This window comes from Stenotrophomonas sp. Y-13 (genome assembly GCF_046267925.1).
Taxonomy (GTDB): Bacteria; Pseudomonadota; Gammaproteobacteria; order Xanthomonadales; family Xanthomonadaceae; genus Stenotrophomonas; species Stenotrophomonas acidaminiphila_A.
The window spans coordinates 1,216,327-1,240,076 of record NZ_CP176501.1 but is presented as its reverse complement, the minus strand read 5'-3'; the positions used below and the strand labels follow the sequence as shown (position 1 = coordinate 1,240,076).

General features: G+C 70.1%; 21 protein-coding genes. 17 read left to right on the top strand and 4 right to left on the bottom strand.

Annotated features, from left to right (window positions below):
* Positions 1-35 precede the first annotated feature (35 nt).
* The 12 genes from ACJ7VY_RS05410 (at position 36) to ACJ7VY_RS05355 (ending at position 12,103) form a co-directional block, all read left to right on the top strand.
* Entirely contained in the window at positions 36-2,099 is a 2,064-nt protein-coding gene (locus ACJ7VY_RS05410; RefSeq protein WP_293765618.1) for a 3-hydroxyacyl-CoA dehydrogenase NAD-binding domain-containing protein, read from the top strand.
* 305 nt (positions 2,100-2,404) lie between these two features.
* Positions 2,405-2,863, top strand: a complete 459-nt coding sequence (gene azu / locus ACJ7VY_RS05405) for an azurin (RefSeq protein ID WP_161613854.1) — start codon at positions 2,405-2,407, stop codon at positions 2,861-2,863.
* Between the two features lie 193 nt (positions 2,864-3,056).
* Positions 3,057-4,496, top strand: coding sequence for a cytochrome-c oxidase, cbb3-type subunit I (gene ccoN, locus ACJ7VY_RS05400; RefSeq protein WP_409476519.1), 1,440 nt, complete (start codon positions 3,057-3,059; stop codon positions 4,494-4,496).
* Between the two features lie 15 nt (positions 4,497-4,511).
* The gene (ccoO, locus tag ACJ7VY_RS05395) at positions 4,512-5,141 is read left to right on the top strand and encodes a cytochrome-c oxidase, cbb3-type subunit II (protein WP_104938404.1); all 630 of its coding nucleotides are present in this window, start codon (positions 4,512-4,514) and stop codon (positions 5,139-5,141) included.
* Positions 5,138-5,296 carry a cbb3-type cytochrome oxidase subunit 3 gene (locus ACJ7VY_RS05390; protein WP_082393911.1) on the top strand — a complete coding sequence of 53 codons (159 nt, stop codon included), beginning with the start codon at positions 5,138-5,140 and terminating at the stop codon, positions 5,294-5,296. The genes ccoO and ACJ7VY_RS05390 overlap by 4 nt, the downstream gene beginning before the upstream one ends.
* A 5-nt stretch (positions 5,297-5,301) precedes the next feature.
* Positions 5,302-6,234, top strand: a complete 933-nt coding sequence (gene ccoP, locus ACJ7VY_RS05385) for a cytochrome-c oxidase, cbb3-type subunit III (RefSeq protein WP_293765621.1) — start codon at positions 5,302-5,304, stop codon at positions 6,232-6,234.
* Positions 6,231-6,530, top strand: a complete 300-nt coding sequence (locus ACJ7VY_RS05380) for a hypothetical protein (protein ID WP_161613855.1) — start codon at positions 6,231-6,233, stop codon at positions 6,528-6,530. Before ccoP ends, ACJ7VY_RS05380 begins: the two co-directional genes overlap by 4 nt.
* Positions 6,531-6,677: 147 nt before the next feature.
* On the top strand, positions 6,678-8,228 hold the full coding sequence (locus ACJ7VY_RS05375; RefSeq protein ID WP_240211566.1) for a 4Fe-4S dicluster domain-containing protein: 1,551 nt from the start codon (positions 6,678-6,680) through the stop codon (positions 8,226-8,228).
* Entirely contained in the window at positions 8,225-8,728 is a 504-nt protein-coding gene (locus tag ACJ7VY_RS05370) for a FixH family protein (RefSeq protein ID WP_240211567.1), read from the top strand. Before ACJ7VY_RS05375 ends, ACJ7VY_RS05370 begins: the two co-directional genes overlap by 4 nt.
* A gap of 8 nt (positions 8,729-8,736) precedes the next feature.
* Positions 8,737-11,166: a heavy metal translocating P-type ATPase gene (locus tag ACJ7VY_RS05365; RefSeq protein WP_312344160.1), complete on the top strand. Its 2,430-nt coding sequence runs from the start codon at positions 8,737-8,739 to the stop codon at positions 11,164-11,166.
* Positions 11,166-11,375: a cbb3-type cytochrome oxidase assembly protein CcoS gene (ccoS, locus tag ACJ7VY_RS05360; RefSeq protein ID WP_161613858.1), complete on the top strand. Its 210-nt coding sequence runs from the start codon at positions 11,166-11,168 to the stop codon at positions 11,373-11,375. Before ACJ7VY_RS05365 ends, ccoS begins: the two co-directional genes overlap by 1 nt.
* Before the next feature lie 2 nt (positions 11,376-11,377).
* A complete protein-coding gene (locus ACJ7VY_RS05355) occupies positions 11,378-12,103 on the top strand; it encodes a sulfite exporter TauE/SafE family protein (protein WP_312344164.1) in 726 nt (241 codons plus the stop codon).
* 302 nt (positions 12,104-12,405) lie between these two features.
* Here ACJ7VY_RS05355 and ACJ7VY_RS05350 read toward each other — a convergent pair whose 3' ends face one another.
* The 4 genes from ACJ7VY_RS05350 to ACJ7VY_RS05335 form a co-directional block, all read right to left on the bottom strand.
* A complete protein-coding gene (locus ACJ7VY_RS05350) occupies positions 12,406-12,657 on the bottom strand; it encodes a hypothetical protein (RefSeq protein ID WP_293765630.1) in 252 nt (83 codons plus the stop codon).
* Between the two features lie 70 nt (positions 12,658-12,727).
* Positions 12,728-13,678 (bottom strand): cation diffusion facilitator family transporter, encoded by a 951-nt coding sequence (locus tag ACJ7VY_RS05345; protein WP_409476518.1) that lies wholly within the window; start codon positions 13,676-13,678, stop codon positions 12,728-12,730.
* Positions 13,679-13,780: 102 nt separating this feature from the next.
* Entirely contained in the window at positions 13,781-14,590 is an 810-nt protein-coding gene (gene dsbG, locus ACJ7VY_RS05340) for a thiol:disulfide interchange protein DsbG (protein WP_409476517.1), read from the bottom strand.
* A 28-nt stretch (positions 14,591-14,618) separates the two neighbouring features.
* A complete protein-coding gene (locus ACJ7VY_RS05335) occupies positions 14,619-15,422 on the bottom strand; it encodes a prolipoprotein diacylglyceryl transferase family protein (RefSeq protein WP_104938395.1) in 804 nt (267 codons plus the stop codon).
* Positions 15,423-15,621: 199 nt separating this feature from the next.
* Between ACJ7VY_RS05335 and ACJ7VY_RS05330 the strand changes: the two genes are divergently transcribed.
* The 5 genes from ACJ7VY_RS05330 to ACJ7VY_RS05310 all read left to right on the top strand — a co-directional run bounded on the left by ACJ7VY_RS05330 (position 15,622) and on the right by ACJ7VY_RS05310 (position 23,718).
* On the top strand, positions 15,622-17,055 hold the full coding sequence (locus tag ACJ7VY_RS05330) for a sensor domain-containing diguanylate cyclase (RefSeq protein WP_104938394.1): 1,434 nt from the start codon (positions 15,622-15,624) through the stop codon (positions 17,053-17,055).
* Positions 17,056-17,120: 65 nt separating this feature from the next.
* Positions 17,121-18,242, top strand: coding sequence for a metallophosphoesterase (locus ACJ7VY_RS05325; RefSeq protein ID WP_409476516.1), 1,122 nt, complete (start codon positions 17,121-17,123; stop codon positions 18,240-18,242).
* Positions 18,243-18,550: 308 nt separating this feature from the next.
* On the top strand, positions 18,551-19,975 hold the full coding sequence (locus ACJ7VY_RS05320) for a DcaP family trimeric outer membrane transporter (RefSeq protein WP_409476515.1): 1,425 nt from the start codon (positions 18,551-18,553) through the stop codon (positions 19,973-19,975).
* Between the two features lie 72 nt (positions 19,976-20,047).
* Positions 20,048-21,397: an arginine/agmatine antiporter gene (gene adiC, locus ACJ7VY_RS05315; protein ID WP_104938391.1), complete on the top strand. Its 1,350-nt coding sequence runs from the start codon at positions 20,048-20,050 to the stop codon at positions 21,395-21,397.
* Positions 21,398-21,429: 32 nt separating this feature from the next.
* Complete coding sequence (locus tag ACJ7VY_RS05310; protein WP_409476514.1) at positions 21,430-23,718, top strand: Orn/Lys/Arg decarboxylase N-terminal domain-containing protein; 2,289 nt, start codon at positions 21,430-21,432, stop codon at positions 23,716-23,718.
* Positions 23,719-23,750 lie beyond the last annotated feature (32 nt).

The following is a 23,750-nucleotide window of genomic DNA, read 5'->3' as shown; positions in this document are numbered from 1 at the left end:
CGATCTTCTCCATACACAACCGGATGGAACGTCCCATGCTTTCAGGTTTCGATGGGCTCCGCTTCACTCACTGGCAGGCCGAAATCCGCGACGACGGCGTCGTCGTGCTGGCCCTGGACCGCCGCGACAGTCCGGTCAACGCGATGTCCCAGGACGTGCTGCTGGAACTGGGCGACATCGTCGAACGGCTGGCGATCGACCCGCCCAGGGGGGTGGTGATCCGCTCGGCCAAGGCCGCCGGCTTCATTGCCGGGGCGGACCTGAAGGAGTTCCAGGAGTTCGACCGCCGCGGCACCGTCAATGACGCCATCCGCCGCGGCCAGTCCACCTACCAGAAGCTGGCCGAGCTGCCCTGCCCCACCGTGGCCGCGATCCACGGCCACTGCCTGGGCGGCGGCACCGAGCTGGCCCTGGCCTGCCGCTACCGCGTGGCCTCCAGCGATCCATCCACCCGCATCGGCCTGCCCGAGACCCAGCTGGGCATCTTCCCGGGCTGGGGCGGCAGCGCGCGCCTGCCGCGCCTGGTCGGCGCACCGGCGGCGATGGACATGATGCTGACTGGACGCACCCTGTCGGCGTCGGCCGCCCGTGGCATCGGCCTGGTCGACAAGGTCGCCGCCCCGGCGGTACTGGTCGACGCGGCGGTCGCGCTGCTGCAGTCAGGCGTGACCCGGCCGTTCAGGCAACGCGCCACCGCCTGGGCCACCAATACCTGGCTGGCGCGCAGGATCCTGGCCCCGCAGATGGCCAGGCAGGTCGCGCGCAAGGCCAGGAAGGAGCATTACCCGGCGCCGTACGCGCTGATCTCGACCTGGGAACGCAGCGGCGGCAGCGGCATCCAGGCGCGGCTGGACGCCGAGCGCCGCGCGGTGGTCAAGCTGGCCGGCGGCCCGACCGCGCGCAACCTGATCCGCATCTTCTTCCTGACCGAACGGCTCAAGGCCCTGGGCGGCAAGGAATCGGACATCCGCCACGTGCACGTGGTCGGCGCCGGGGTGATGGGCGGCGACATCGCCGCGTGGGCGGCCTACAAGGGGTTCGACGTGACCCTGCAGGACCGCGAACAGCGCTTCATCGACCCGGCCATGGCCCGTGCCCAGGTGCTGTTCGAGAAAAAGGTGAAGGACCCGGCCAGGCGCGCGGATGTCGCCGCCCGGTTGAAGGCCGATCTGGCCGGCGACGGCGTGGCCCAGGCCGACCTGGTGATCGAGGCGATCATCGAGAACCCGGAAGCCAAGCGCGCGCTGTACCAGGCGCTGGAGCCGCGGCTGAAGCCCGACGCGCTGCTGACCACCAACACCTCCTCGATCCCGCTGGACGAACTGCGCGAACACATCGCGCAGCCGGCCCGGTTCGCTGGCCTGCACTACTTCAACCCGGTGGCGCAGATGCCGCTGGTGGAGATCATCCACCACGACCGCATGGCGCCGCAGACCGGACAGCGGCTGGCCGCGTTCTGCAAGGCGCTGGGCAAGTTCCCGGTGCCGGTGGCCGGCACCCCAGGGTTCCTGGTCAACCGGGTGCTGTTCCCGTACATGCTGGAAGCGGCCACCGCCTATGCCGAAGGCATCCCCGGCCCGGTGATCGACCGCGCCGCGGTGAAGTTCGGCATGCCGATGGGCCCGATCGAACTGCTCGACACCGTCGGCCTGGACGTGGCCGCCAGTGTCGGCCGCGAGCTGGCGCCGTTCCTGGGCCTGCAGATCCCGGCCGCGCTGGCGTCCGTGGACGCCGGCAAGCGCGGCAAGAAGGACGGCCAGGGCATCTACAAATGGGAGAACGGGCGCGCGGTGAAGCCGGAGGTGGCCAAGGACTACCAGGCGCCGTCGGACCTGGAGGACCGCCTGATCCTGCCGCTGCTCAACGAGGCGGTCGCCTGCCTGCACGACGGCGTGGTCGCCGATGCCGACCTGCTCGATGCCGGGGTGATCTTCGGCACCGGCTTCGCGCCGTTCCGCGGTGGCCCGATCCAGCACATCCGCGCCACCGGCGCCGACGCTCTGGTGGAAAAACTCAGGACCCTGCAGGCCCGCCACGGCGACCGTTTCGCGCCGCGCCCGGGCTGGGACATGCCGGTACTGCGCACGCCCGTGGCCTGACCGCTGGCGGCGGTCGCCCTCCCCGGGCCGCGCCATGCCCCCGGGGGGCGCCGCTTTTGCGCTTTTGCTTTTTTGCTCCTTTGCTCCCTCATGCGTTCGCCGCGGCTTCCGCGGCGTCGACCGCGCATCCGGGGGAAGCACGCCGAACGCGCCGATGCCGGCCACCGCCGGCTTGATTGACCCAGATCAAGGAAATCCGGCGCGTCTGGACCGACCCTATGCGCGTCGCCCGGCACACGCCTGCGCCGGGCCGTGACGGTCAGGCCGCACGCTGCGTCCACGCATATCCCACAGGAGCAACACCCATGAAAACCTCGCGCCGTCTTCTCCTCGCCCTGGCCCTCGTCGGTGCCGCGGGCGCGGCCCAGGCTGCCGGCAACTGCACCGTTTCGCTCAAGGGCAACGACGCGATGCAGTTCGATCTCAAGGAAGCCACCGTCTCGGCCGGCTGCGCCACGATCACCCTCGAACTGACCCACACCGGCAAGCTCCCGGCCACCGCCATGGGCCACAACGTGGTCGTCTCCACCACCGCCGACATGGCCGGCGTCAACCGTGACGCGATCCGCGCCGGCGTGGCCAACAACTACGTGCCGGCCAAGGACGCCCGCGTGATCGCCCACACCAGCCTGATCGGCGGCGGCCAGAAGACCCAGGTGCGCTTCCCGGGCAACAAGCTCACCGCCGGCGGCGACTACAGCTTCTACTGCTCGTTCCCCGGCCACTCGGCCATGATGAAGGGCAAGCTGGTCGTAACCCGCTGATTCCGCTGCACCTGGACCGAGGCCCGGGCGACCCTGTCGCCCGGGCCTCCGTCATATACTGTTCAGGATGGCATCCACGGGGAAGGATCCATGGATGGCCGCAACCGCCCGGGACACGGATTGATTCAAGTCAATGCCCGGAGTGCTCCACACGGGGGATGATTTTCCCCGTTCAGACCGAGGATCAGGCCGCATGCAAAGCGTGCAGGGGACGTATAACGACAAGGTGGTGCGCCAGTTCGCGGTGATGACCGTGGTCTGGGGCATCGTGGGGATGCTGGTGGGCGTGATCATCGCCGCCCAGCTTTACTGGCCGACGCTCGGCGAAGGCATACCGTGGCTGGGCTACGGGCGGCTGCGACCGCTGCACACCAATGCGGTGATCTTCGCCTTCGGTGGCTGCGCGCTGTTCGCCACCAGCCTGCACGTGGTGCAGCGTACCTGCCACGTCCGGCTGATATCGGACAAGCTGGCGGCCTTCGTGTTCTGGGGCTGGCAGCTGGTGATCGTGGCCGCGGCCATCACCCTGCCACTGGGTTACACCCAGGGCAAGGAATACGCCGAGCTGGAATGGCCGATCGACATCCTGATCGCCGCGGTGTGGGTGGCCTACGCGGTGCTGTTCATCGGCACCATCGCCAAGCGCCGGGTCAAGCACATCTACGTGGCGAACTGGTTCTACGCCAGCTTCATCATCGCCATCGCGCTGCTGCACATCGTCAACAACATCTCCATGCCGGCCGGCGCGACCAAGTCCTACTCGGTCTACAGCGGCGCGGTGGACGCGATGGTGCAGTGGTGGTACGGCCATAACGCGGTGGGATTCTTCCTGACCGCCGGCTTCCTGGGAATGATGTACTACTTCGTGCCCAAGCAGGCCGGCCGCCCGGTGTACTCCTACCGGCTGTCGATCGTGCACTTCTGGGCGCTGATCGCGGTCTACATGTGGGCCGGCCCGCACCACCTGCAGTACACGGCCCTGCCCGACTGGGCGCAGTCGCTGGGCATGGTGTTCTCGCTGATCCTGCTGGCCCCGTCGTGGGGTGGCGCGATCAACGGCGTGCTGACCCTGTCCGGCGTGTGGCACAAGCTGCGCACCGACCCGATCCTGAAGTTCCTGATCGTGGCCGTGTCGTTCTACATGATCGCCACCTTCGAAGGCCCGATGATGTCGATCAAGACGGTCAACTCGCTGTCCCACTACACCGACTGGACCGTGGGCCACGTCCACGCCGGCGCGCTGGGCTGGGTGGCGATGATCTCGATCGGCTCGATCTACGCGCTGATGCCCAAGCTGCTGGGCCGCGAGCAGATGTATTCGGTCAAGGCCATCGACACGCACTTCTGGCTGCACACCATCGGCGTGGTGCTGTACATCGCCTCGATGTGGATCGCCGGCGTGATGCAGGGCCTGATGTGGCGCGCGACCAATGACGACGGCACCCTGACCTACACCTTCGTCGAATCGCTGACGTTCACCTATCCGTACTACCTGATCCGCCTCGGCGGCGGCCTGGTGGTGCTGAGCGGCATGTGCCTGATGGCCTGGAACGTCTGGCGTACCTGGCGTACCGCCCCCGCGATCGAACCGCAGCCGCTGCTGCCCGTCGACGCCTCCGAAGTGCGTGCCTGAGGAGGAAGGAACCCCATGAGCGAGAACAAGAATCCCCACGAGAAAGTCGAGAAGAACGTCGGCCTGATGGCGGTGCTGATCGCGGTCGCCGTGTCGTTCGGCGGCCTGGCCGAGATCGTGCCGCTGATGTTCCAGGCCGAGGCGATCAAGCCGCTGGAGGGCGTCGAGCCCTACCCGGCGCTGGAACTGGCCGGCCGTGACGTCTACGTCCGCGAGGGCTGCTACAACTGCCATTCGCAGATGGTGCGCACCCTGCGCTTCGAGACCGAGCGCTACGGCCACTACTCGCTGGCCGGCGAATCGGTCTACGACCGCCCCTTCCAGTGGGGCAGCAAGCGCACCGGCCCGGACCTGGCGCGTGTCGGCGGCCGTTATTCCGACGCCTGGCACCGCGTGCACCTGATCAATCCGCGCGACGTGGTGCCGGAGTCGAACATGCCCAGCTTCCCGTGGCTGGAGAAGAACCAGGTCGACGGCGCCACCGTGGCCCGGCACATGAGCGCGCTCAAGGCGCTGGGCGACCCGTACAGCGACGAGCAGATCGCCAGCGCCGCCGAGGACGTCAAGGGCAAGACCGAGCTGGACGCGGTCGTGGCCTACCTGCAGGGACTGGGCCGGCATGCGCCGCGGGGAGGCCAGCCATGATCTCCGGCATCGTGACCGCGCTGCTGCTGGTGCTGTTCGTCGGCGGCTGGATCTGGGCCTGGAGCCCGAAGCGCAAGCGTGAGTTCGAGGATGCGGCACGCCTGCCGCTGGAAGATGACAACGTGCAATACGGCAACGGGGGAGAGCGCGGATGATGAGCATGGGATGGACGTGGTACGTCATCGCCCTGGTTGCGCTGAACATCCTGGGCTGCGTGTGGCTGCTGTGGTGGACCGCACGCCGCCGCCCGGGCGACCCGAAGCCCGAGGACACGCTGCACACCTGGGACGGTGACATCACCGAGTACAACAAGCCGCTGCCGCGCTGGTGGATCAACCTGTTCTACCTGACCATCTTCTTCAGCATCGGCTACCTGTTCTGGTACGGCGGGCTGGGCAACATCCCCGGTTACAGCGGCTGGACCTCCAAGGGCGAGCACGCCAAGGAGAAGGCCATCGAGGACGCCAAGCTCGAGCAGACCTTCAAGCCGTATGCCGGCAAGCCGATCGACCAGCTGGCCAGGGATCCCAAGGCGCTGGCGCTGGGCCGCTCGATCTTCGGCAACACCTGCGCCACCTGCCACGGCTCCTCGGGCCAGGGTGCCATCGGCTACCCGAACCTGACCGACGACATCTGGCACTGGGGCGGCTCGCCCGAGCGCATCCTGGAAACGGTGCTGGACGGCCGCGAAGGCATCATGCCCGAGTGGGGCACCGTGCTCACCGGCATGGGCGGCCCGGAGGCGATCGACTACACCATCGCCTACGTGCGCACCCTGTCGGCCCCGGAGACCCTGCAGAACAACTACATGGCCGCCCGCGGCAAGAAGCTCTACGAGGGCGTCTGCGTGGCCTGCCATGGGGTCGACGGCAAGGGCAACCAGGACATCGGCGCGCCGGACCTGACCGACAACTACTGGCTCTACGGCAACAGCCGCGAAAGCCTGTACAAGACGATCACCGAAGGCCGCCACGGCAGCATGCCGGCGCACCGCGAACTGCTCGGCGAGACCCGGGTCCGGCTGGTCGCTGCCTATGTCTGGTCGTTGTCGCATAATCAGGCGGACACCCCGGCAGGCACGAGCGCAAAGTGACCGACTTCAGCGAGCCACGCTTCGACCACCCCCCACGTCCGCTGGCCCAGCGCGTGGGGGCCATCGCCTGGCCCAGCTTCTTTGCCGCCGGCGTGGCGACGATGGTGTTCTTCGCCTTCGTCGACCCGCTGACGCTGCGCGACATGACCTTCCCCGACCTGCCCATTTCACGCGAGCTCGGCTATACGCTGGGCTTCGCCATGTTCTGGCTGGCCACCGCGTCCTCCAGCCTGTTCACCTGGATCCTGCTGCGGCCCGCCAGCCGCTTCAACCGCGCCCTGCCGCCGGATCGCTGAGCGGCGGCTGCGACAATCCGTCGCTTCCTTGCCTCCGTTACGGCCCGATACTGAGCGCTCCCGCGCAGCAACACGCCCCGCAGACCCCATGACCGCTTACCGCCCGTTCCCGCTCCCTCCCCCGCCAGCCCGCATGGAACGCACGCCATGAGCAAGCGCATTCCGCTGGATGTCGTGGACGAACAGGGCAATTCGTTCTACGTCAGCGAGCGCAAGGTCTACCCGCGCGATGTCTCGGGCCGCTTCAACCGCCTGCGGGTGGCCGCGGTGGTGTGGCTGCTGGGCATGTACTACGTGTTCCCGTGGCTGTCGTGGGACGGCCGCCAGGCGGTGCTGTTCGACCTGCCCGCGCGCAAGTTCTACATCTTCGGGCTGGTGTTCTGGCCGCAGGACTTCCTGTTCCTGGCGCTGCTGCTGATCATCGCGGCCATGACCCTGTTCTTCTCGACCGCGCTGTCCGGCCGGCTGTGGTGCGGCTATGCCTGCCCGCAGACGGTGTGGACCGAGACCTTCCTGTGGATGGAGCGCTGGACCGAGGGCGACCGCCCGCGGCGGATGAAACTCGACGCCGGCCCGTGGAACCGCGAAAAGGTGCTGCGCAAGGGCAGCAAGCACCTGCTGTGGCTGCTGTTCGCGCTGTGGACCGGCTTCACCTTCGTCGGCTTCTTCACCCCGATCAAGGACCTGGGCGCACGCCTGCTGCCGTTCGAATGGGGCGGCTGGGAGACCTTCTGGGTACTGTTCTACGCGCTGGCCACCTGGGGCAACGCCGGCGTCCTGCGCGAGCAGGTGTGCAAGTACATGTGCCCGTATGCGCGCTTCCAGAGCGCGATGTTCGACCGCAACACGCTGCTGATCGCCTACGACCCGATGCGCGGCGAACCGCGCGGCCCGCGCAAGCGCGGCCTCGGCAGCGTGCTGGAGCGCGCACGCGGCCTGCTGATCCCGTCGGTCGCCTATGACTACGTGTTCCGTGCCGGCCGCCATCCGTCCGCCGCCACCCAGGCCGCCCACGCCAAGGGCACGATCACCTGGGACGGCGACCTGGCCGAAGTCGCGCCGCTGCCGAAATTCGCGCCCGAGGAACTGGGCGACTGCATCGACTGCACCATCTGCGTGCAGGTCTGCCCGACCGGCATCGACATCCGCAACGGCCTGCAGTACGAATGCATCGCCTGCGGCGCCTGCATCGACGCCTGCGACGAAGTCATGGACAAGATGGGCTACCCGCATGGCCTGATCCGCTACTCCACGCAGAACGCCATCGACGGCAAGCCGACCCGCGTGCTGCGCCCGCGCATCTTCGTCTACGGCCTGCTGCTGCTGGGCCTGTGCAGCGCCTGGGTGTGGGGCGTGGGCCACCGCAGCGAGCTGATCGCCGAAGTGCTGCGCGACCGCAATGCGCTGTACCGGCAGTCCGCCGACGGCACTATCGCCAACGACTACACGCTCAAGCTGATCAACAAGAGCCAGGAGACGCGGCGTTACCGCATTACCCTGGAGCCTGCCGACGCCGGCCTGCGCCTGCAGGGCCAGACCGAGGTCCAGGCCGGCCCCGAGCAGGTGCTGCCGGTGGCACTGAACGTGGTCGCCGACGGCCAGGTCAGCGGCCGCCGCGCGCTGCGCTTCGTGGTCGAGCGCGAGGGGGGCGACGAGAAGCGCGTCGTCGAAAGCAGTTTCTTTGGTCCGGTGCAATGAACGAACGTCCGAAATCCCCCTGGCGGGTCCCCGTGTTCTGGCTGGTGGTCGGCCTGCCGCTGCTGTCGATCGTGGCCGGTGTCGGACTGGTGATCGTTGCCGTGCGTTCCGGCGGCGCCGATGTCGTGTCCGACCCGGTACAGCGCGTGTCGCAGATCCAGACCACCGACCTGGGGCCGGATGAAGCGGCCGCCAAGCTGGGCCTGAGCGCGGTGCTGCGGGTCGAGGACGGCGTGGTCGAAGTGCTGCCGGCCACCGGCAGGTTCGCCAGCGCGGCGGCGCTGCAGCTGGTGCTGGAACACCCCACCCGGCAGTCCGACGACCTGCGCCTGGAACTGCTGCCGCAGGGCCCGGGCTGGCGCGTCGAGCAGGCGGTGGACGGCGAGCACGACTGGGTCGTGCAGCTGCGCGACGCCGACGGCCGCTGGCGCCTGCACGGCCGGCTGCCGAAACAGCAGCACGCCGCACGCCTGTCCCCCTCGCTGGGCGGGGCACACTGAGCCCGGACGTGATCGCCGATCCGGCGCGGTCGCCCGCCGTCATGGCGGCCACCGGCACCTGCCACCACTGCGGCGAAGCACTGCCGGCCCAGCCCCACATGGCGGCGCTGGGCGGCGGCACGCACGCGTTCTGCTGCCATGGCTGCGCCGCCGCCGCCGAGTGGATCGCCAGCGCCGACCTGGACGGGTACTACCGCCTGCGCAGCGCCAATGCCGCGCGCGTCGGCGAGGACCTGCCCGACCTTGCGGTCTGGGACCGCGCCGACGTGCAGGCCGAGCACAGCCGCCCGGTCGACGGCGGCCGCGAGATCACCCTGCTCACCGACGGCATGCGCTGCGCGGCCTGCGCGTGGCTGATCGATCGCGCGCTGGCGCGCGAGCCGGGCGTGATCGACTGCGGCGCCAACGCCGTCACCGGCCGCATCCGCATCGCCTGGGACCCGGCGCGGACCGCGCTGTCGGCGCCGCTGCGGCGGCTGGCGATGCTCGGCTACCGCCCGTACCTGGCCGGCAGCGAGGCCGCCGAGCGGCAGCGCACCCGCGAACGCCGGCGCTGGCTGCTGCGGCTGGGCATCGCCGGCCTGGGCATGCTGCAGGCGATGATGCTGGCCGAGGCGCTGTACCTGGACTTCAACAGCACCATGCCGGTGCCCACCCGCGATTTCTTCCGCTGGCTGACGTTCCTGCTGTGCACGCCGGTGGTGTTCTATTCCGGCTGGCCGTTCCTGTCCGGGGCGATGCGCGAACTGCGCGAACGCCGCCTGGGCATGGATGTGCTGATCGCCAGCTCGACCCTGCTCGCCTACTTCGCCAGCCTGTTCGAGACCCTCCGCGGCGGCCCGCATGTCTGGTACGACGCGGCGGTGATGTTCGTGTTCCTGCTGCTGGCCGCGCGCATGCTGGAGCAGCGCGCGCGCGCGGTGGCCAGCGCCCAGGTCGACGCGCTGGCCCGCGCGCGCCCGGCGTTCGCCACCCGCGAGCGCGCCGACGGCCAGCGCGAGGCGGTACCGCTGGCGGCACTGAGCGTCGGCGACGTGGCCTGCGTGGCCGCCGGCGAGGCGGTGCCGGCCGACGGCGTGCTGCTCGGCGGCGACGGCGACGAGGCCTGGTTCGAGGAAGCGCTGTTGACCGGCGAATCCGAACCCGTACGCAAGCAACCCGGCGAGCCGGTCTATGCCGGCACCGTATGCCGCGAGCGTCCGGCGCGGCTGCGCGTCACCCTCACCGGCACCGCCACCCGCCTGTCGCAGCTGGCGCGGCTGGTCGAACAGGCGCAGGCGCACCGGCCGGCGCTGGCGCGGCTGGCCGACCGCATCGGCAGCCGCTTCGTGCTGGCGCTGCTGCCGGTGGCGCTGGTCGTGTTCGCCGGCTGGTGGCACTACCAGCCCGAACGCGCGCTGGAAGTCACCCTCGCCCTGCTGGTGATCAGCTGCCCCTGCGCGCTGTCGCTGTCGGTGCCGGCGGCGCTGGCCACCGCGCATGGCGCGCTGGCGCGCATCGGCCTGCTGGCGGTACGCGCGGACGCGATGGATACGCTGGCACGCGCCACCGACATCGTGTTCGACAAGACCGGCACGCTCAGCGACGGCCGCCCGGTGCTGGCCGCCACCCAGGTGCTGGATGCGTCGCTGGATGCGGCCGCCGCGCTGGATATCGCCGCCGCGCTGGAGCGCGACAGCGGCCACCCGCTGGCCGCCGCCTTCACCCGCGGCAATGCCGCCGCGCTGCCCGCCACGCAGGTCCAGGCGGTTCCCGGGCGCGGCGTGCAGGGCACGGTCGATGGCCGCCACTGGCGCCTGGGCCGGGCCGATTTCGCCGCCGCGCAGCCTGACGACGGTGCGCTGTGGCTCGGCGACGGCCAACGCGCCGTTGCCCGCTTCGTGCTGGAAGAACGCGCCCGCGACGACGCCGCGCAGGCGCTCGCCGCGCTGCGCGCGCAGGGCCTGCGCGTGCACCTGGCCAGCGGCGACGGCGAAGCGGCGGTGCGGCGCATGGCCGCGGCGCTGGGGCTGGACGATGCCCACGCGCGGCAGTCGCCGGAGGACAAGCTGGCGCTGGTGCGGCGCCTGCAGGCCGAAGGCCGGGTGGTGGCGATGGTCGGCGACGGCCTCAACGACGCGCCGGTGCTGGCGGGCGCCGACGTTTCCATCGCCATGGGCGAAGGCGCGTCGCTGGCGCACCGCGCCGCCGACCTGGTCACCACCGGCGGCGGCCTGCGCCGGATTCCGGCCGCGGTCACCCTGGCGCGTGCCACCCAGCGCATCATCCGCCAGAATCTGGCCTGGGCCACCGGCTACAACCTGCTGGCGCTGCCGCTGGCCGCGGCCGGCTGGGTCACGCCGTGGCTGGCGGCGCTGGGCATGGCGCTGTCGTCGCTGATCGTCACCCTCAACGCGCTGCGCCTGGCGCGGCTCAAGACCCCCACGGAGGCACCCTGATGGCCATCCTGCTGATGTTGATCCCGATCAGCCTGGTGCTGCTGGGCGCGGCCGTGGGCGCCTTTGTCTGGGCGGTCAAGCGCGGCCAGTTCGATGACCTCGACACCCCCGCGCTGGACATCCTGGAAGACAACGACCGCCCCGCGCCGCCCCCGGCCCAGGCGGGCGACGACCGCCGCGGCAGCGCGGACCCGGCCCGCGAAGACTGACCGTGTTGCCACTGGACATCCCGGTCCTGACCGCCGCGTTCGTCGCCGGCCTGCTCGGCGGGCTGCACTGCGCGGTGATGTGTGGCGGCATCGCCACCGGCTTCCCGGCGATGGCCCCGGGCCGTGCCCTGGGCGTGGCCTGGCAGGCCAATCTCGGCCGCGTCAGCGGCTACACCGTGGCCGGCGCGCTGGCCGGCGGACTGGGCGGCGGCATCCTGCGGCTGGCACGCAGCGACACCCTGGCGCTGGGCGTGCGCGTCGCCGCCGGCCTCGCCCTGGTGCTGCTGGCGCTGCGCCTGCTCGGTCGCGGCGGCCGCCTGGACCTGCTGGCCCGTCCCGGCCAGCAGCTGTGGCAATGGCTGCGGCCCCTGCACCAGCACCTGCTGCCGGCGGACCGCGCCTGGCGCCGCCTGGCGCTGGGTGCGCTGTGGGGCTGGATGCCGTGCGGCCTGAGCCTGAGCCTGCTGAGCGTGGCCTGGCTGCAGGCCAACGCACTGGGCGGCGCGCTGGTGATGGCGGTATTCGGCCTGGCCACCCTGCCGGTGATGGTGCCGCTGACCTGGTCCGGCGCGCGCATCGGCCGTGGGCTGCAACGCCCGGGCCTGCGCATGGCGCTGGCCGGTTTCATCCTCGCCGCCGGTCTGCTGACCATCGCCGCCCCATGGCTGATGCAGGTACCGGCCCTGCATGGCGTACTCAGCGCGCTGGGCTGCATGCCCCGGCATTGACGACTTGCCGGATGGCCCCACCGGCACCTGCGCGGAGATGCGGGCTTGTCCCGCATGGGGCTTTTTCCGTTGGGGCAACAGCGTGCGAGGCAAGCCTCGCACCTACCGCGTCAATGCAGGCGGTGGTTGGATGCTGTCGATGATCGGTGGTCGGGACCTCGTACGATCCGCGCACGGCGCAGGCAGGCGCCCACCTGCGTAGATGCGGGGCTTGCCCCGCATGGGCCTTTCCGTTGTGGCAACAGCGTACGAGGCAAGCCGCGCACCTACCGTGGCAAGGCCGGCGGTGGTGACCGCGCTGATCAATCCCCTGCCGGACCGCCGGCCCTGGCCATGAACGAGGGCAGCCGGCCCCTCAGCGCGACATGGCCGAACAGGCATACGGCATACAGGGCGCCGAGCAGGGACACCGGCAGCCAGTAATCGAACGGGATGCGGCCGATGGCGACCTGATGCACCCGATACGCCATCGCCGCCATGCCCATCAGCGCCAGCGCGGCACAGAGCGAACGCAGCACGAGGCGCGAATCGACGATTTCCTGCGCGGTTTTCATGCATGGCCTCCGCTGCCCGGTGTCCTGCCGCGAGGATACGCCGTTTCCGGCCAGCCGCCGGCAACGCCGCTCAATGCCCGTGATCGTGGCCGTCGTGGTCGCCATCGGCGTGCGCGCCCTGCCGCGCGTGCACGGCGCAGGCATCGCCACAATGGTCGGCCTCCACCTGCAGGGTCACGTGGTCGATGCCGAAGCGCTCGTGCAGCATGGCGGCTAGGGTGCGCCGCAGCGTGTCCGCGTCCTGGCCGGTGGCCGCCGTCACCACGTGCGCGGTCAACGCCGGCGTGCTCGAGCCCAGCGCCCAGACATGCAGGTCGTGGATGTCGGTGACGCCGGCATGGCCGCGCAGCGCCTGCTCGACCTCGGCCAGCGCGATGCCCTTGGGCACGCCTTCGAGCAGCACGTTCAGCGCGTCGCGCAGCAGCACCCAGGTGCGCGGCAGCACCCACAGGCCGATCAGCACGGCGAGGATCGGGTCGACCAGGGTCCAGCCGGTGAAGCGGATGATCAGCGCGGCGATGATCACCGCCACCGAGCCGAGCATGTCGCTCCACACTTCCAGGTAGGCGCCCTTGACGTTCAGGCTCTCGCCGCTGCCGGCGCTGAGCAGGCGCATGGCGATCAGGTTGACCAGCAGGCCGAAGCCGGCCACCCACAGCATGCCGGTGGAGGCGATGGGCTGCGGCGCGCGGAAGCGGCCCACGGCCTCCCACAGGATGTACAGGCCGACCGCGAACAGCAGGCCGCCGTTGGCCAGCGCGCCCAGCGCTTCCAGCCGCGCGTAGCCATAGGTGCGGCGCGCATCGGCCGGGCGCCGGCTGAGCCGCACCGCGGTCAGCGCGATCACCAGCGCCAGCGCGTCGGTGGCCATGTGCGCGGCATCGGACAACAGCGCCAGGCTGTTGGTCATGAACGCACCGACCACCTCCACCACCAGGTAGGACGAGGTCAGCGCCAGCGCCCACCACAGGGGCTTTTCGTGGCTTATCTCGCTGGGGACGTGGTTGTGGTCGTGGCTCATGGCGGGCTCCGTGCAGGACCCCGCCAGCTTAGTCAGCCCGGCGCGGCGGAGACTATTACATCGCCGCCGGCCTCCATGGCGCGGTGCCCGCGGGCGCCGCGATCAGCGCGGCCCCAGCACCGCCTGCAGGTCATCGCCCTGCGGCAGGCCCGAGCGCGTCTGCACGCTGCCGTCGGCGTCCTTGAACACGATGCCCGGCGTGCCCTGGAACCCGAGCTCCAGCATCGCCAGTTCGTTGTCGCGCAGCTTGGCCTCGATCGCGGCCGGCACCTTGGCCACGCCCTTGATCCCGCCGCGGGAAAAGTCGCGTTCGTTCTGCTGCAGCGCCTGCTCCGGCGACGCCGCGCCGAGGATCGCCGCGGCCTTGTTGGCGCTGTCCTCGCGGATCACGCCCACCAGGATCTGCCGGATCTGCACCTTGCCCGATTCCACCCACGGCCGCGCCGCTTCCCAGAAGCGGTTGCAGTACGGGCAGTTGGGGTCGCTGAAGGCGTACACGATGCGCGGCGCGTCGGCCTTGCCGTCGGCCACCCAGTGGCTGGCCTCGACCCGCTGCCACAGCTTGGCGCCCATCGGCCCGGACACCAGCGCCTTGAGCTTGGCCGCACCGACGTCCTCGCCCTTGGCATTGACCAGGGTGCCGATGATCGCATGCTGCCCGTCGCTGGGCACGTACACCGCCAACGGCCGCTGCCCGGCGACGCCGGCGTAGCCGGTCAATCCCACCGGCGTATCGAACGTGCCCATGAACTCCACGCCCTGCCCGCGCAGGGTCTTGACCACCTCCGGCTCGGCGGCGGGGGTGCCTGCAGGCGGGGATGCCTGTGGCGTGGCACCGCCGTCGCGGGCACAGGCAACCGGCGCCAGCAATGTGGCCGAGAGCAGGAACAGGAGCGGACGGGAACGGGTCATCGCATATCTCATGGAAGGAATCGGGAAGTCATTGCAGCTCGCGCAGGCGCGCCTCCAGCGTGGCCCGCGACAGTTCGCCCATGTGCGCGCGGCGCAGCCGGCCATCGGCGTCGAAGAACAGCGTGGTCGGCAGCGCGCGCGCGCCGGTCAGGCGCATCAGCTCCGACTCCGGATCCAGCAGGATGTTCCCCGGCGCCAGCATTTCGGCGCGCAGGTAGTCGGCCACCTCGCCGGCGTCCTCGCCCTGGTTGGCGAACACGAAGGCCACCTGCGGATGCTCCGCCTGCGCGCGCGCCAGGGTCGGCATCTCACGCCGGCACGGGCCGCACCAGCTCGCCCACAGGTTGATCACCAGCGGTCTGCCGGCATGCGTGGACAGCGGCACCGCGGCGCCCTGCATGTCGGTGAGCACGATGTCGGGCAGGACGATGGTGGAGCGCTGCACCGCGAACAGCGCCATGCCGCCGACCAGCCAGAACACGGCGCCCGCGGCCAACCCGAGCAGCACCGGCCTGCGTGGCGCCTGGCGCCGGGTGCGCCACAGCGCGTACACCGCGGCCACGACCACGCCGGCCCACACCGAGTACCCGCCATCGCCCAGGCGGATGATCGACAGCGGCTGCGGCAGGTAGTCCGTGGCATGCCACAGCACATGCGCCACGCGCGCGCCCAGCACCCCGAGCAGGAACGCGTCGAGCACCACCGCGCCGGCGCGGCGGCGTCCGCCATCGGTGGCGCTGGCGACGCCACGCGCGAACAACCAGGCGATCAGGGCCGCGACCAGGCCCAGCACCGCCATCAGCGGAAACGGCCCGGCGCTGATCACGGACATGGCGCGCCTCCGAGCGGCGGGCAAAGCTGAACGGGGACGAGCCGGATCATGTGCAGCGGCTGCGGACGCGCCGGCGGAAAAACAGGGGCAAAAGCGCTGGACGACACGTTGGCATGGACCGTTGCGGATAAGCCCTCAAACAGTAGCCGCTACGGCCGATAATGTCTCTTCGCCCCCGACACGTCCCCCCGCCATCGCCATGCCCAACACCGCTCCTGCCCGCGCCGACCACGACGACAACAGCCTTGCCGCGGACTGGCGCAGGAACCTGGTCGAGGCCGGCCCCGAAGCCACGCAGGTGCTGGCGGCGCTGGCGGAAACCGACGCGGCGGCGATGGCGGTGCATTTCTACCAGGTGATGATGGGCGACCCGCGCGCCTCGCGCCTGCTGTCGCACGAGCAGGTGCGCACGCGCCTGCAGCCGGCGATGCAACGCTGGGTGAACGGCCTGCTGCGCGCCACGCCGGACGACGTCGAGGGGCTGATCGCCGCGCAGCGGGTGATCGGCGACGTGCATGCCCGCGTCGGCATCCCGGTGGACCTGGTGACGCGCGGCACCCGCGTGCTCAAGCAGCGCCTGTTCCAGTCCATCGCCGCACTGGCCGGCCATGGCCAGGTCGCGCACGCGGCCGTGGCCAGCCTCACCGCCTCGTTCGACATCGCGCTGGAAGGCATGACCCTGGCTTATTCCAACGCGCGCGAACGCTCCTCGCGTACCGATGCCGCCTACCGCCTGTTCTCGCTGGTGCAGAACGTCGGCACCGAGCGCGAGCGCCAGCGCGCGCTGCTGCTGGACTGGGAAAACACCCTGCTCTACGCCCTGGCGAGCCAGTGCGACACCGCCGGCTTCCCGTCGCTGGCCGGCTCGGAGTTCGGGCTGTGGTTCACCCACAAGGGCGTGCCCAGCTTTGGCGAAAGCGCCGAAACCCGGCAGATCTGCGAACTCATCGGCGAGATCGACAACGCCCTGCAGCAGACCCTGCACGGCGAGAACGATGCGCGCGTGCGCGCCATCCAGCTGCAGGACATCCGCAGCCGCGTCAGCCAGGTCCGCAGCCTGCTGGGCATGCTGTTCGAACGCATCGGCGAACTCGACGCCGGCTGCGACACGCTGACCAACCTGCTCAACCGGCGCTTCCTGCCCACCGTGCTGCGCCGCGAAATCGAACTGGCGGCCAAATCGCAGAGCAGCTTCGCGGTGCTGCTGCTGGACCTGGACCACTTCAAGGCGATCAATGACGAACACGGCCACGAAGTGGGCGACCGCGCGCTGCAGCACGTGGCCACCATCCTCGGCCAGTTCACCCGCGGCAGCGACTACGTGTTCCGCTACGGCGGCGAGGAATTCGTGGTGGTGCTGGTGGCGGTGGACGAGCCGCAGGCGCTGGTGATCGCCAACAGCCTGTGCCGGCGCGTGGCCGAGTCGCCGGTGGCGCTGGCCAATGGCGATGCGCTGGCGATCACCACCAGCATCGGCGTGGCCGTGCATGACGGCCACCCGGACTACGAGCGGGTCATGGCCCGTGCCGACGCGGCGATGTACCAGGCCAAGAAGCGCGGCCGCAACCGCGTGGTGCTGGCCGACGGCTCGCTGCCGGAAGCGCCGGGACGGATCGCGCTGCAGCGCGGCTGAGCGGACGCGGGCCAGCGCACCGGGCACGTGGCATGATCGGGCTGCCACCGCCTCAGGAAAGCCCGATGCCGACTTGCCGCCCGTCGTTCCGCCGCCTGCTCCTGGCCTGCTGGGTGCTGCTCGCCAGCACCGCCGCGCTGGCCGCCCCGCCGCTGGCCGAGCCCGCGCATGTCGATGCCGACGGTCCCTACGTGTTCCGGGAAAACGGCCATCTGCGCGCCCGCTGGATCTGCGACGACGCGGTGCAGGAGCAGGTATGGGACGACGCGCAGGCGACGGTTGCGGCACGCTGCGGCTATCCGCACCCGGTCGCGGTGGCGCCGCCGCTGCCGGTGGCCACGGCGGTACTGCCGCAGGCCGCACGCATCGTCGCGGTGTCCGACATCCACGGCCAGTACGGCCTGCTGGTGAAGCTGCTGCGCGCCCACGGCGTCATCGACGAACAGGACCGCTGGACCCTGGGCCGCGACACGCTGGTGATCGCCGGCGACGTGTTCGACCGCGGGCCGCAGGTCACCGACGTGTTCTGGCTGCTGTACGGCCTGCAGCAGCAGGCCACCGCGGCCGGCGGTGCGGTGCATTTCGTGCTCGGCAACCACGAGACCATGGTGCTGTACGACGACCTGCGCTACGTCAACCCCAAGTACCTGCGCAGCGCGCGGCTGCTCGGTCGCAGCTACCCGCAGCTGTACGGCGCCGATTCGGTGATCGGGCAGTGGCTGCGCACCCGCCCGGTGCTGCTGCGGGTCGGCGACACGCTGTTCCTGCACGGCGGCATCTCGCCCGAGGCGCTGCAGCTGGCCCTGGACCCGGCCGCCACCAATGCCGCCTACCAGGCATCGCTCGGGCGCCCCAAGGCGGAGGTCAAGGCCGATCCGGCCACCGCGCCGCTGTACGACGGCAAGACCAGCCCGATCTGGTACCGCGGCTACTTCGACGGCCGCCTGGATACCGCCGGCGTGCAGGCCCTGCTCGAGCGGCTGGGGCTGGAGCGCATCGTCGTCGGCCATACCTCGATGGCGCACGTGAGCACCTTCCACGGCGGCCGCGTCATCGCCATCGACAGCAGCATCAAGAACGGCGACAACGGCGAACTGCTGTTCATCGAAAACGGCAAGCTCAGCCGCGGCCTGCTCGACGGCACCCGGGCACCGCTGGCCGAGGGGACGCCCGACGCGGACGGCTGAGCCGCCGCACGGCGCCTCGCGCCGCCCTCGCCGCACTATGCGGCTGGCCGGCGCGCGCCGCACGCGCCGTCCTGCCGCGCCGGTCCTGCCCGCGCCGCCCATGAACGCGCGGTCGCCGCGTGACTGGCGTTCCAGAAACGGCCGCCTCCGCGCAGGTTTCACGCCCCCGTCATGAAACCCGCGCCAGCCTGACCAAGCGGGGCGTCGCCGGACATCGGGAATCGCCGGGGCGCCCGCCACGACCGACAGAAGCCGCGCACGGGCAAGCGCCCGGCGCGACGTGGTGTTTGCAGAGCTTGGGACAGGCGATGAAACCACGCGCACTTGCGATGCTGCCGTTGTTGCTGGCCCCGGGAACCGCGCTCGCGCAGGACTCGGTCAGCGCACTGCGGCAGGAAATCAGCCAGGCCCAGGCGCACCTGCAGGCCCTGACCGCGCGCCTGGACGCGCTGGAACGCCAGCAGGGCCACGCGTCGCCCGACACTCCAGCGGCAACCGGCGCGCAGGCCACGACACCCCCGGCACCCGCACCGGCAGCGCCCGCCAGCGCACGGACTGCGGTGGCCGCGGCGTCCATCCTCCCGCCCCGCGATTCGGTCGCCGACCCGTCCACCGCGGCATCGCGCCCGGACAGCGCGGCCTCGCCCACCGACCCGGAACTCAAGGGCTTCTTCGCCATCCCCGGCACCCAGACCCGGATCCGCCTCGGCGGCTATGCCAAGCTCGACGCCATCGCCGACAACCATGCAGCCGGCGACAACGAGCAGTTCATTCCCTCGTCCATCCCGGTCGGCGGCCCGCACCGGGATGTCGCGCATTTCGGCATGCACGCCAAGCAGACCCGTTTCAGCTTCGAGGCGCGCCGGCCGACCACCCATGGCGCGCTGCGCTTCTACCTTGAGAACGACTTCTTCGGCAGCAGCGATGGCTACCAGTTCCGTCTGCGGCATGCCTACGGGCAGCTGGGCAACACCTACGCCGGTTACGGCTACGCCACGTTCATGGATGCCGATTCGCTGCCCGACACGCTGGATTTCGCCGGCCCCGGCGCCGCCGGCTACCTGCTGGTGGCCGGCATCCACCACAGTTTCGCACTGGGCAAGGGCAACACGCTGACCCTGGCCGCCGAGGACCCCGATTCGCAGCTGGCCGCTGCCGGCGATGCCGACATCAGCACCGAACGCCTGCCCGACATCAGCCTGGTGGCGCGCATGGAGCGCGAGTGGGGCCACCTGCAGTTGGGAGCGGTCGCCCGCAGCCTGGGCTACGACGGTGATGGACGCGCCGACCGGACCTTCGGCGGCGGATTGCAGCTCAGCGGCTCCTACACCGTGGCCGAACGCGACCTGCTGCTGTTCGGGCTGATCGGCGGCAAGGGTATCGCCCGCTATACCGCCGACCTCACCGGCTCGGGGCTGGACGCGGCGATCGATGCCGACGGCCGGCTCAGGGCGTTGCCGCTGCACGGCGGCTTCTTCGGCTACACCCACTACTGGTCGGACATGTGGCGCTCGAACCTGGTCTACGGCCGCCTGTACCTGGGCGATGCCGGGGCGCTGGCCGGCGACGCCTTCCGCCGCAGCCAGTACGCCGCATTGAACCTGATCTGGAGCCCGGCGCCGTCGTGGACGATGGGCATGGAAGTGCTCTACGGCCAGCAGCGGCTGCAGGACGGCCGCAGCGCCGACACCCTGCGCGTGCAGGGCAGCCTGCAGTACAGCTTCATCAAATAGCCCGCGCCCGCGCGGGCGCCAGCACCGTTTCCACTGGAGTCACACCGGCATACCCGTTGAAAGGAGAACCCCATGGCAGGCCAGAAGAAGATCGGCGTGGTTGGAGCAACCTTCCTGGTTGCCGGCAACATGATGGGCTCGGGTGTGTTCCTGCTGCCCTCCAGCCTGGCCAAGATCGGCACCGCCTCGATCTGGGGCTGGCTGATCACCACCGCCGGCGCGCTGCTGCTGGCGTTCGTGTTCGCCAAGCTCGGCAAGCTCGCGCCCAAGGCCGGCGGCCCCTACGCCTATGCGCGCGACTGGTTCGGCCCGTACATGGGCTTCCAGACCAACACCATCTACTGGTTCGCCAACTGGATCGGCAACGTGGCCATCCCGATCGCGGCGGTGGGCTACTTCAGCTATTTCTTCCCGATCCTGTCCGAGCCGCTGCCGCGCTGCATCGCGGTGCTGCTGCTGGTGTGGGCGCTGAGCCTGGCCAACGTCGTCGGCCCGGCCTTCGTCAGCCGCGTGCAGACGGTCACCACCAGCTTCGCGCTGGTGCCGATCCTGGGCATCGCGGTGTTCGGCTGGTTCTTCTTCGACCCGGCCATCTTCAGGGGCGCCTACAACGTCTCGGGCCAGTCCAACTTCGGCGCGGTGTCCAGCGCTGCGGCACTGACCCTGTGGGCGTTCATCGGCGTGGAATCGGCCTCGGTGACCGCCGGCGTGGTCGAGAACCCGGAGAAGAACGTCGCCCGCGCCACCCTGGCCGGCGTGTTCCTGGCCGCCATCGCCTACATCGCCAGTTCCTCGGTGATCATGGGCATGGTGCCGAACGCGCAGCTGCAGGTCTCCGACGCGCCGTTCGCGCTGGCGGCGGCCAATGCGGTCGGCGGCTGGGGCGGCGCGCTGGTGAGCCTGTGCGCGTTCCTGGGCGCGGCCGGCTCGCTGGGCGGGTGGATCCTGCTGACCGCGCAGAGCGCCAAGGCGGCCTCGGACGACGGCCTGTTCCCCGGCGTGTTCAGCCGCACCAACCAGGATGACGTGCCGGTCAAGGGGGTGCTGATCGTCGCGGTGCTGATGACCGTGGCGGTGTTGATCACCTCCACCTCGAAGACCGCATCGGCACAGTTCGACGTCATCACCTCCGCCGCCGTGGTGCTGACCCTGCTGCCCTACATCTACTCCTGCGTGGCCTGCTACTTCGTGGTGGAGCGCTCGCACACGCTGGTGCACACCGGCGCGTTCTGGGTACTGACCAGCATCACCGTGGTCTATTGCCTGTGGGCGATCTTCGGCTCGTCCGGCGCGATCGTGCAGTACGCCTTCCTGTTCGTGCTGTTCATCACCGTCTTCTATCCGTTCTTCAGCGAAGAGCGTCGCAGGCAGCGGCTTGCCCGGCTCACCCCCGCCGGCGCCCCGCGTGCCGGGTCGAACTGAATCCCCCCGCCCGGCTGCACAAGGAAACCGCCATGTACTTCAAATCCCTGGACTATCCCATCGTCATCATCGACGCGGACTATGACTCGCCGCGCATCAACGGCATCCTGATCCGCGCCCTGGCCGACGAGCTGCGCCACAACGACCAGCGCGTGCTGTGCGGGCTGACCCTGGACGACGCGCGCGCCGGCGCCCGCACCTACGTGGCCGCTTCGGCGGTGCTGATTTCCATCGATGGCACCGAGGAAAACGACGAGCAGTTCCAGCAGCTGCTGGCGTTCCTGCGCGAACAGAGCAAGCGCCGCGCCGACCTGCCGGTGTTCCTGTACGGCGACCGCCGCACCATCGAGAAAGTGCCGAGCAAGCTGCTCAAGTTCGTGCACGGCTACATCTTCCTGTTCGAGGACACCAAGAGCTTCATCGCCCGCCAGGTGATGCGCGCGGCCGAGGACTACATGGCCCGGCTGCTGCCGCCGTTCTTCAAGGCGCTGATCCACCATGCCGCCGAGTCCAACTACTCCTGGCATACCCCGGGCCACGCCGGCGGCGTGGCCTTCACTAAATCGCCGGTGGGCCGTGCGCTGCACCAGTTCTACGGCGAGAACACGCTGCGCAGCGACCTGTCGATCTCGGTGCCGGAGCTGGGCTCGCTGCTGGACCACACCGGCCCGATCCGCGCGGCCGAGGCCGAGGCCGCGCGCAACTTCGGCGCCGACCACACCTTCTTCGTCACCAACGGCACCTCCACCGCCAACAAGATCGTCTGGCACGGCACCGTGGCCCGCGGCGACATCGTGTTCGTGGACCGCAACTGCCACAAATCGCTGCTGCACTCGCTGATCATGACCGGCGGCATTCCGGTGTACTTCACCCCCAGCCGCAACGCCCACGGCATCATCGGGCCGATCAGCCTGGAGCAGTTCTCCGGCGAGGCGATGCAGCGGATGATCCAGGCCAACCCGCTGGCCAGCAAGGTCGCCCGCCCCGGCGCCCGGCCGCGCATCGCGGTGGTCACCAACTCCACCTATGACGGGCTCTGTTACAACGCGGAGAAGATCGCCGACAACCTCGGCACCGCGGTCGACTTCCTGCACTTCGACGAAGCCTGGTATGGCTACGCCGCGTTCCACCCGTTCTACGAGAACCACTACGGCATGGCCAAGGGCAAGCCGCGCGAGCAGGACGCGATCATCTTCACCACCCAGTCCACGCACAAGCTGCTGGCCGCGTTCTCGCAGGCATCGATGATCCACGTGCGCAATGCCGCCACCCGCGCGCTGGATGCGGAGCGGTTCAACGAATCGTTCATGATGCACACCTCCACCAGCCCGCACTACGGGATCATCGCCTCCTGCGATGTCGCCTCGAAGATGATGGAAGGCGAAGCCGGCCGCTCGCTGGTGCAGGAGATGCACGACGAGGCGGTGGCGTTCCGCCGTGCGATGCTGCATGTCAGCCGCGACCTCGGTCGCGACGACTGGTGGTTCAAGGTGTGGCAACCCGATGGCGTGGAACGTGCGCTTGCGCGCGAGGACGCCGCCCGGCCGATGGCCACCTCGCGCCCGGACTGGTACCTGCGCCCCGACGCGCACTGGCATGGCTTCGACAACCTGGCCGACGACTACGTGCTGATCGACCCGGTCAAGGTCACCCTGCTCACCCCGGGGCTGTCCATGGACGGCGAGATGGGCCGGCGCGGCATCCCCGCCGCGGTGCTGAGCAAGTTCCTGTGGACCCGCGGCATCACCGTGGAGAAGACCAACCTGTACTCGGTGCTGTTCCTGTTCTCGATGGGCGTCACCAAGGGCAAGTGGAGCACGCTGGTCACCGAGCTGCTGGCGTTCAAGGACCTGTACGACGCCAATGCGCCGCTGGCCCAGGCGCTGCCGGGCCTGGCCCGGGAACATCCGGCCGCCTACGCCGACTGGGGCCTGCGCGACCTGTGCGAGGCGCTGCACGACTTCAACCGCGAGTTCCGCGTGGCCGAGGTCATGCGCGAGATGTACGTGGACCTGCCCGAGCCGGTCATGACCCCGGCGCAGGCGTACGACCACCTGGTGCGCGGCGAGATCGAGCGGGTCGACATCGACCACATCAGCGGCCGCGTCGCCGGCACCATGCTGGTGCCGTATCCGCCGGGCATCCCGACCATCATGCCCGGCGAGCGCTTCGGTGCGCAGGACGAGCCGATCATCCAGTCGCTGCGCATCGCCCGCGAGCAGAACGCGCGCTTCCCCGGCTTCGAGTCCGACGTGCACGGCCTGATCATCGATGACAGCGGCGCGCAGCCCGGCTATAAGGTGGAGGTATTGAAACTGTGAGCCCGGCATGCGGTCGGGTGCGCCGCAACCGC

What these genes read in the sequence shown, in the direction of transcription:
- ACJ7VY_RS05410 (WP_293765618.1), top strand. Translation starts at nt 36, where the DNA reads ATGCTTTCAGGTTTCGATGGGCTCCGCTTCACTCACTGGCAGGCCGAA.
- ccoO (WP_104938404.1), top strand. Translation starts at nt 4,512, where the DNA reads ATGAGCGAGAACAAGAATCCCCACGAGAAAGTCGAGAAGAACGTCGGC.
- ACJ7VY_RS05375 (WP_240211566.1), top strand. Translation starts at nt 6,678, where the DNA reads ATGAGCAAGCGCATTCCGCTGGATGTCGTGGACGAACAGGGCAATTCG.
- ccoN (WP_409476519.1), top strand. Translation starts at nt 3,057, where the DNA reads ATGCAAAGCGTGCAGGGGACGTATAACGACAAGGTGGTGCGCCAGTTC.
- dsbG (WP_409476517.1), bottom strand. Translation starts at nt 14,590, where the DNA reads ATGACCCGTTCCCGTCCGCTCCTGTTCCTGCTCTCGGCCACATTGCTG.
- ACJ7VY_RS05345 (WP_409476518.1), bottom strand. Translation starts at nt 13,678, where the DNA reads ATGAGCCACGACCACAACCACGTCCCCAGCGAGATAAGCCACGAAAAG.
- ACJ7VY_RS05320 (WP_409476515.1), top strand. Translation starts at nt 18,551, where the DNA reads ATGAAACCACGCGCACTTGCGATGCTGCCGTTGTTGCTGGCCCCGGGA.
- adiC (WP_104938391.1), top strand. Translation starts at nt 20,048, where the DNA reads ATGGCAGGCCAGAAGAAGATCGGCGTGGTTGGAGCAACCTTCCTGGTT.
- ACJ7VY_RS05310 (WP_409476514.1), top strand. Translation starts at nt 21,430, where the DNA reads ATGTACTTCAAATCCCTGGACTATCCCATCGTCATCATCGACGCGGAC.
- ACJ7VY_RS05370 (WP_240211567.1), top strand. Translation starts at nt 8,225, where the DNA reads ATGAACGAACGTCCGAAATCCCCCTGGCGGGTCCCCGTGTTCTGGCTG.
- azu (WP_161613854.1), top strand. Translation starts at nt 2,405, where the DNA reads ATGAAAACCTCGCGCCGTCTTCTCCTCGCCCTGGCCCTCGTCGGTGCC.
- ACJ7VY_RS05325 (WP_409476516.1), top strand. Translation starts at nt 17,121, where the DNA reads ATGCCGACTTGCCGCCCGTCGTTCCGCCGCCTGCTCCTGGCCTGCTGG.
- ACJ7VY_RS05390 (WP_082393911.1), top strand. Translation starts at nt 5,138, where the DNA reads ATGATCTCCGGCATCGTGACCGCGCTGCTGCTGGTGCTGTTCGTCGGC.
- ACJ7VY_RS05330 (WP_104938394.1), top strand. Translation starts at nt 15,622, where the DNA reads ATGCCCAACACCGCTCCTGCCCGCGCCGACCACGACGACAACAGCCTT.
- ACJ7VY_RS05350 (WP_293765630.1), bottom strand. Translation starts at nt 12,657, where the DNA reads ATGAAAACCGCGCAGGAAATCGTCGATTCGCGCCTCGTGCTGCGTTCG.
- ACJ7VY_RS05335 (WP_104938395.1), bottom strand. Translation starts at nt 15,422, where the DNA reads ATGTCCGTGATCAGCGCCGGGCCGTTTCCGCTGATGGCGGTGCTGGGC.
- ccoP (WP_293765621.1), top strand. Translation starts at nt 5,302, where the DNA reads ATGGGATGGACGTGGTACGTCATCGCCCTGGTTGCGCTGAACATCCTG.
- ccoS (WP_161613858.1), top strand. Translation starts at nt 11,166, where the DNA reads ATGGCCATCCTGCTGATGTTGATCCCGATCAGCCTGGTGCTGCTGGGC.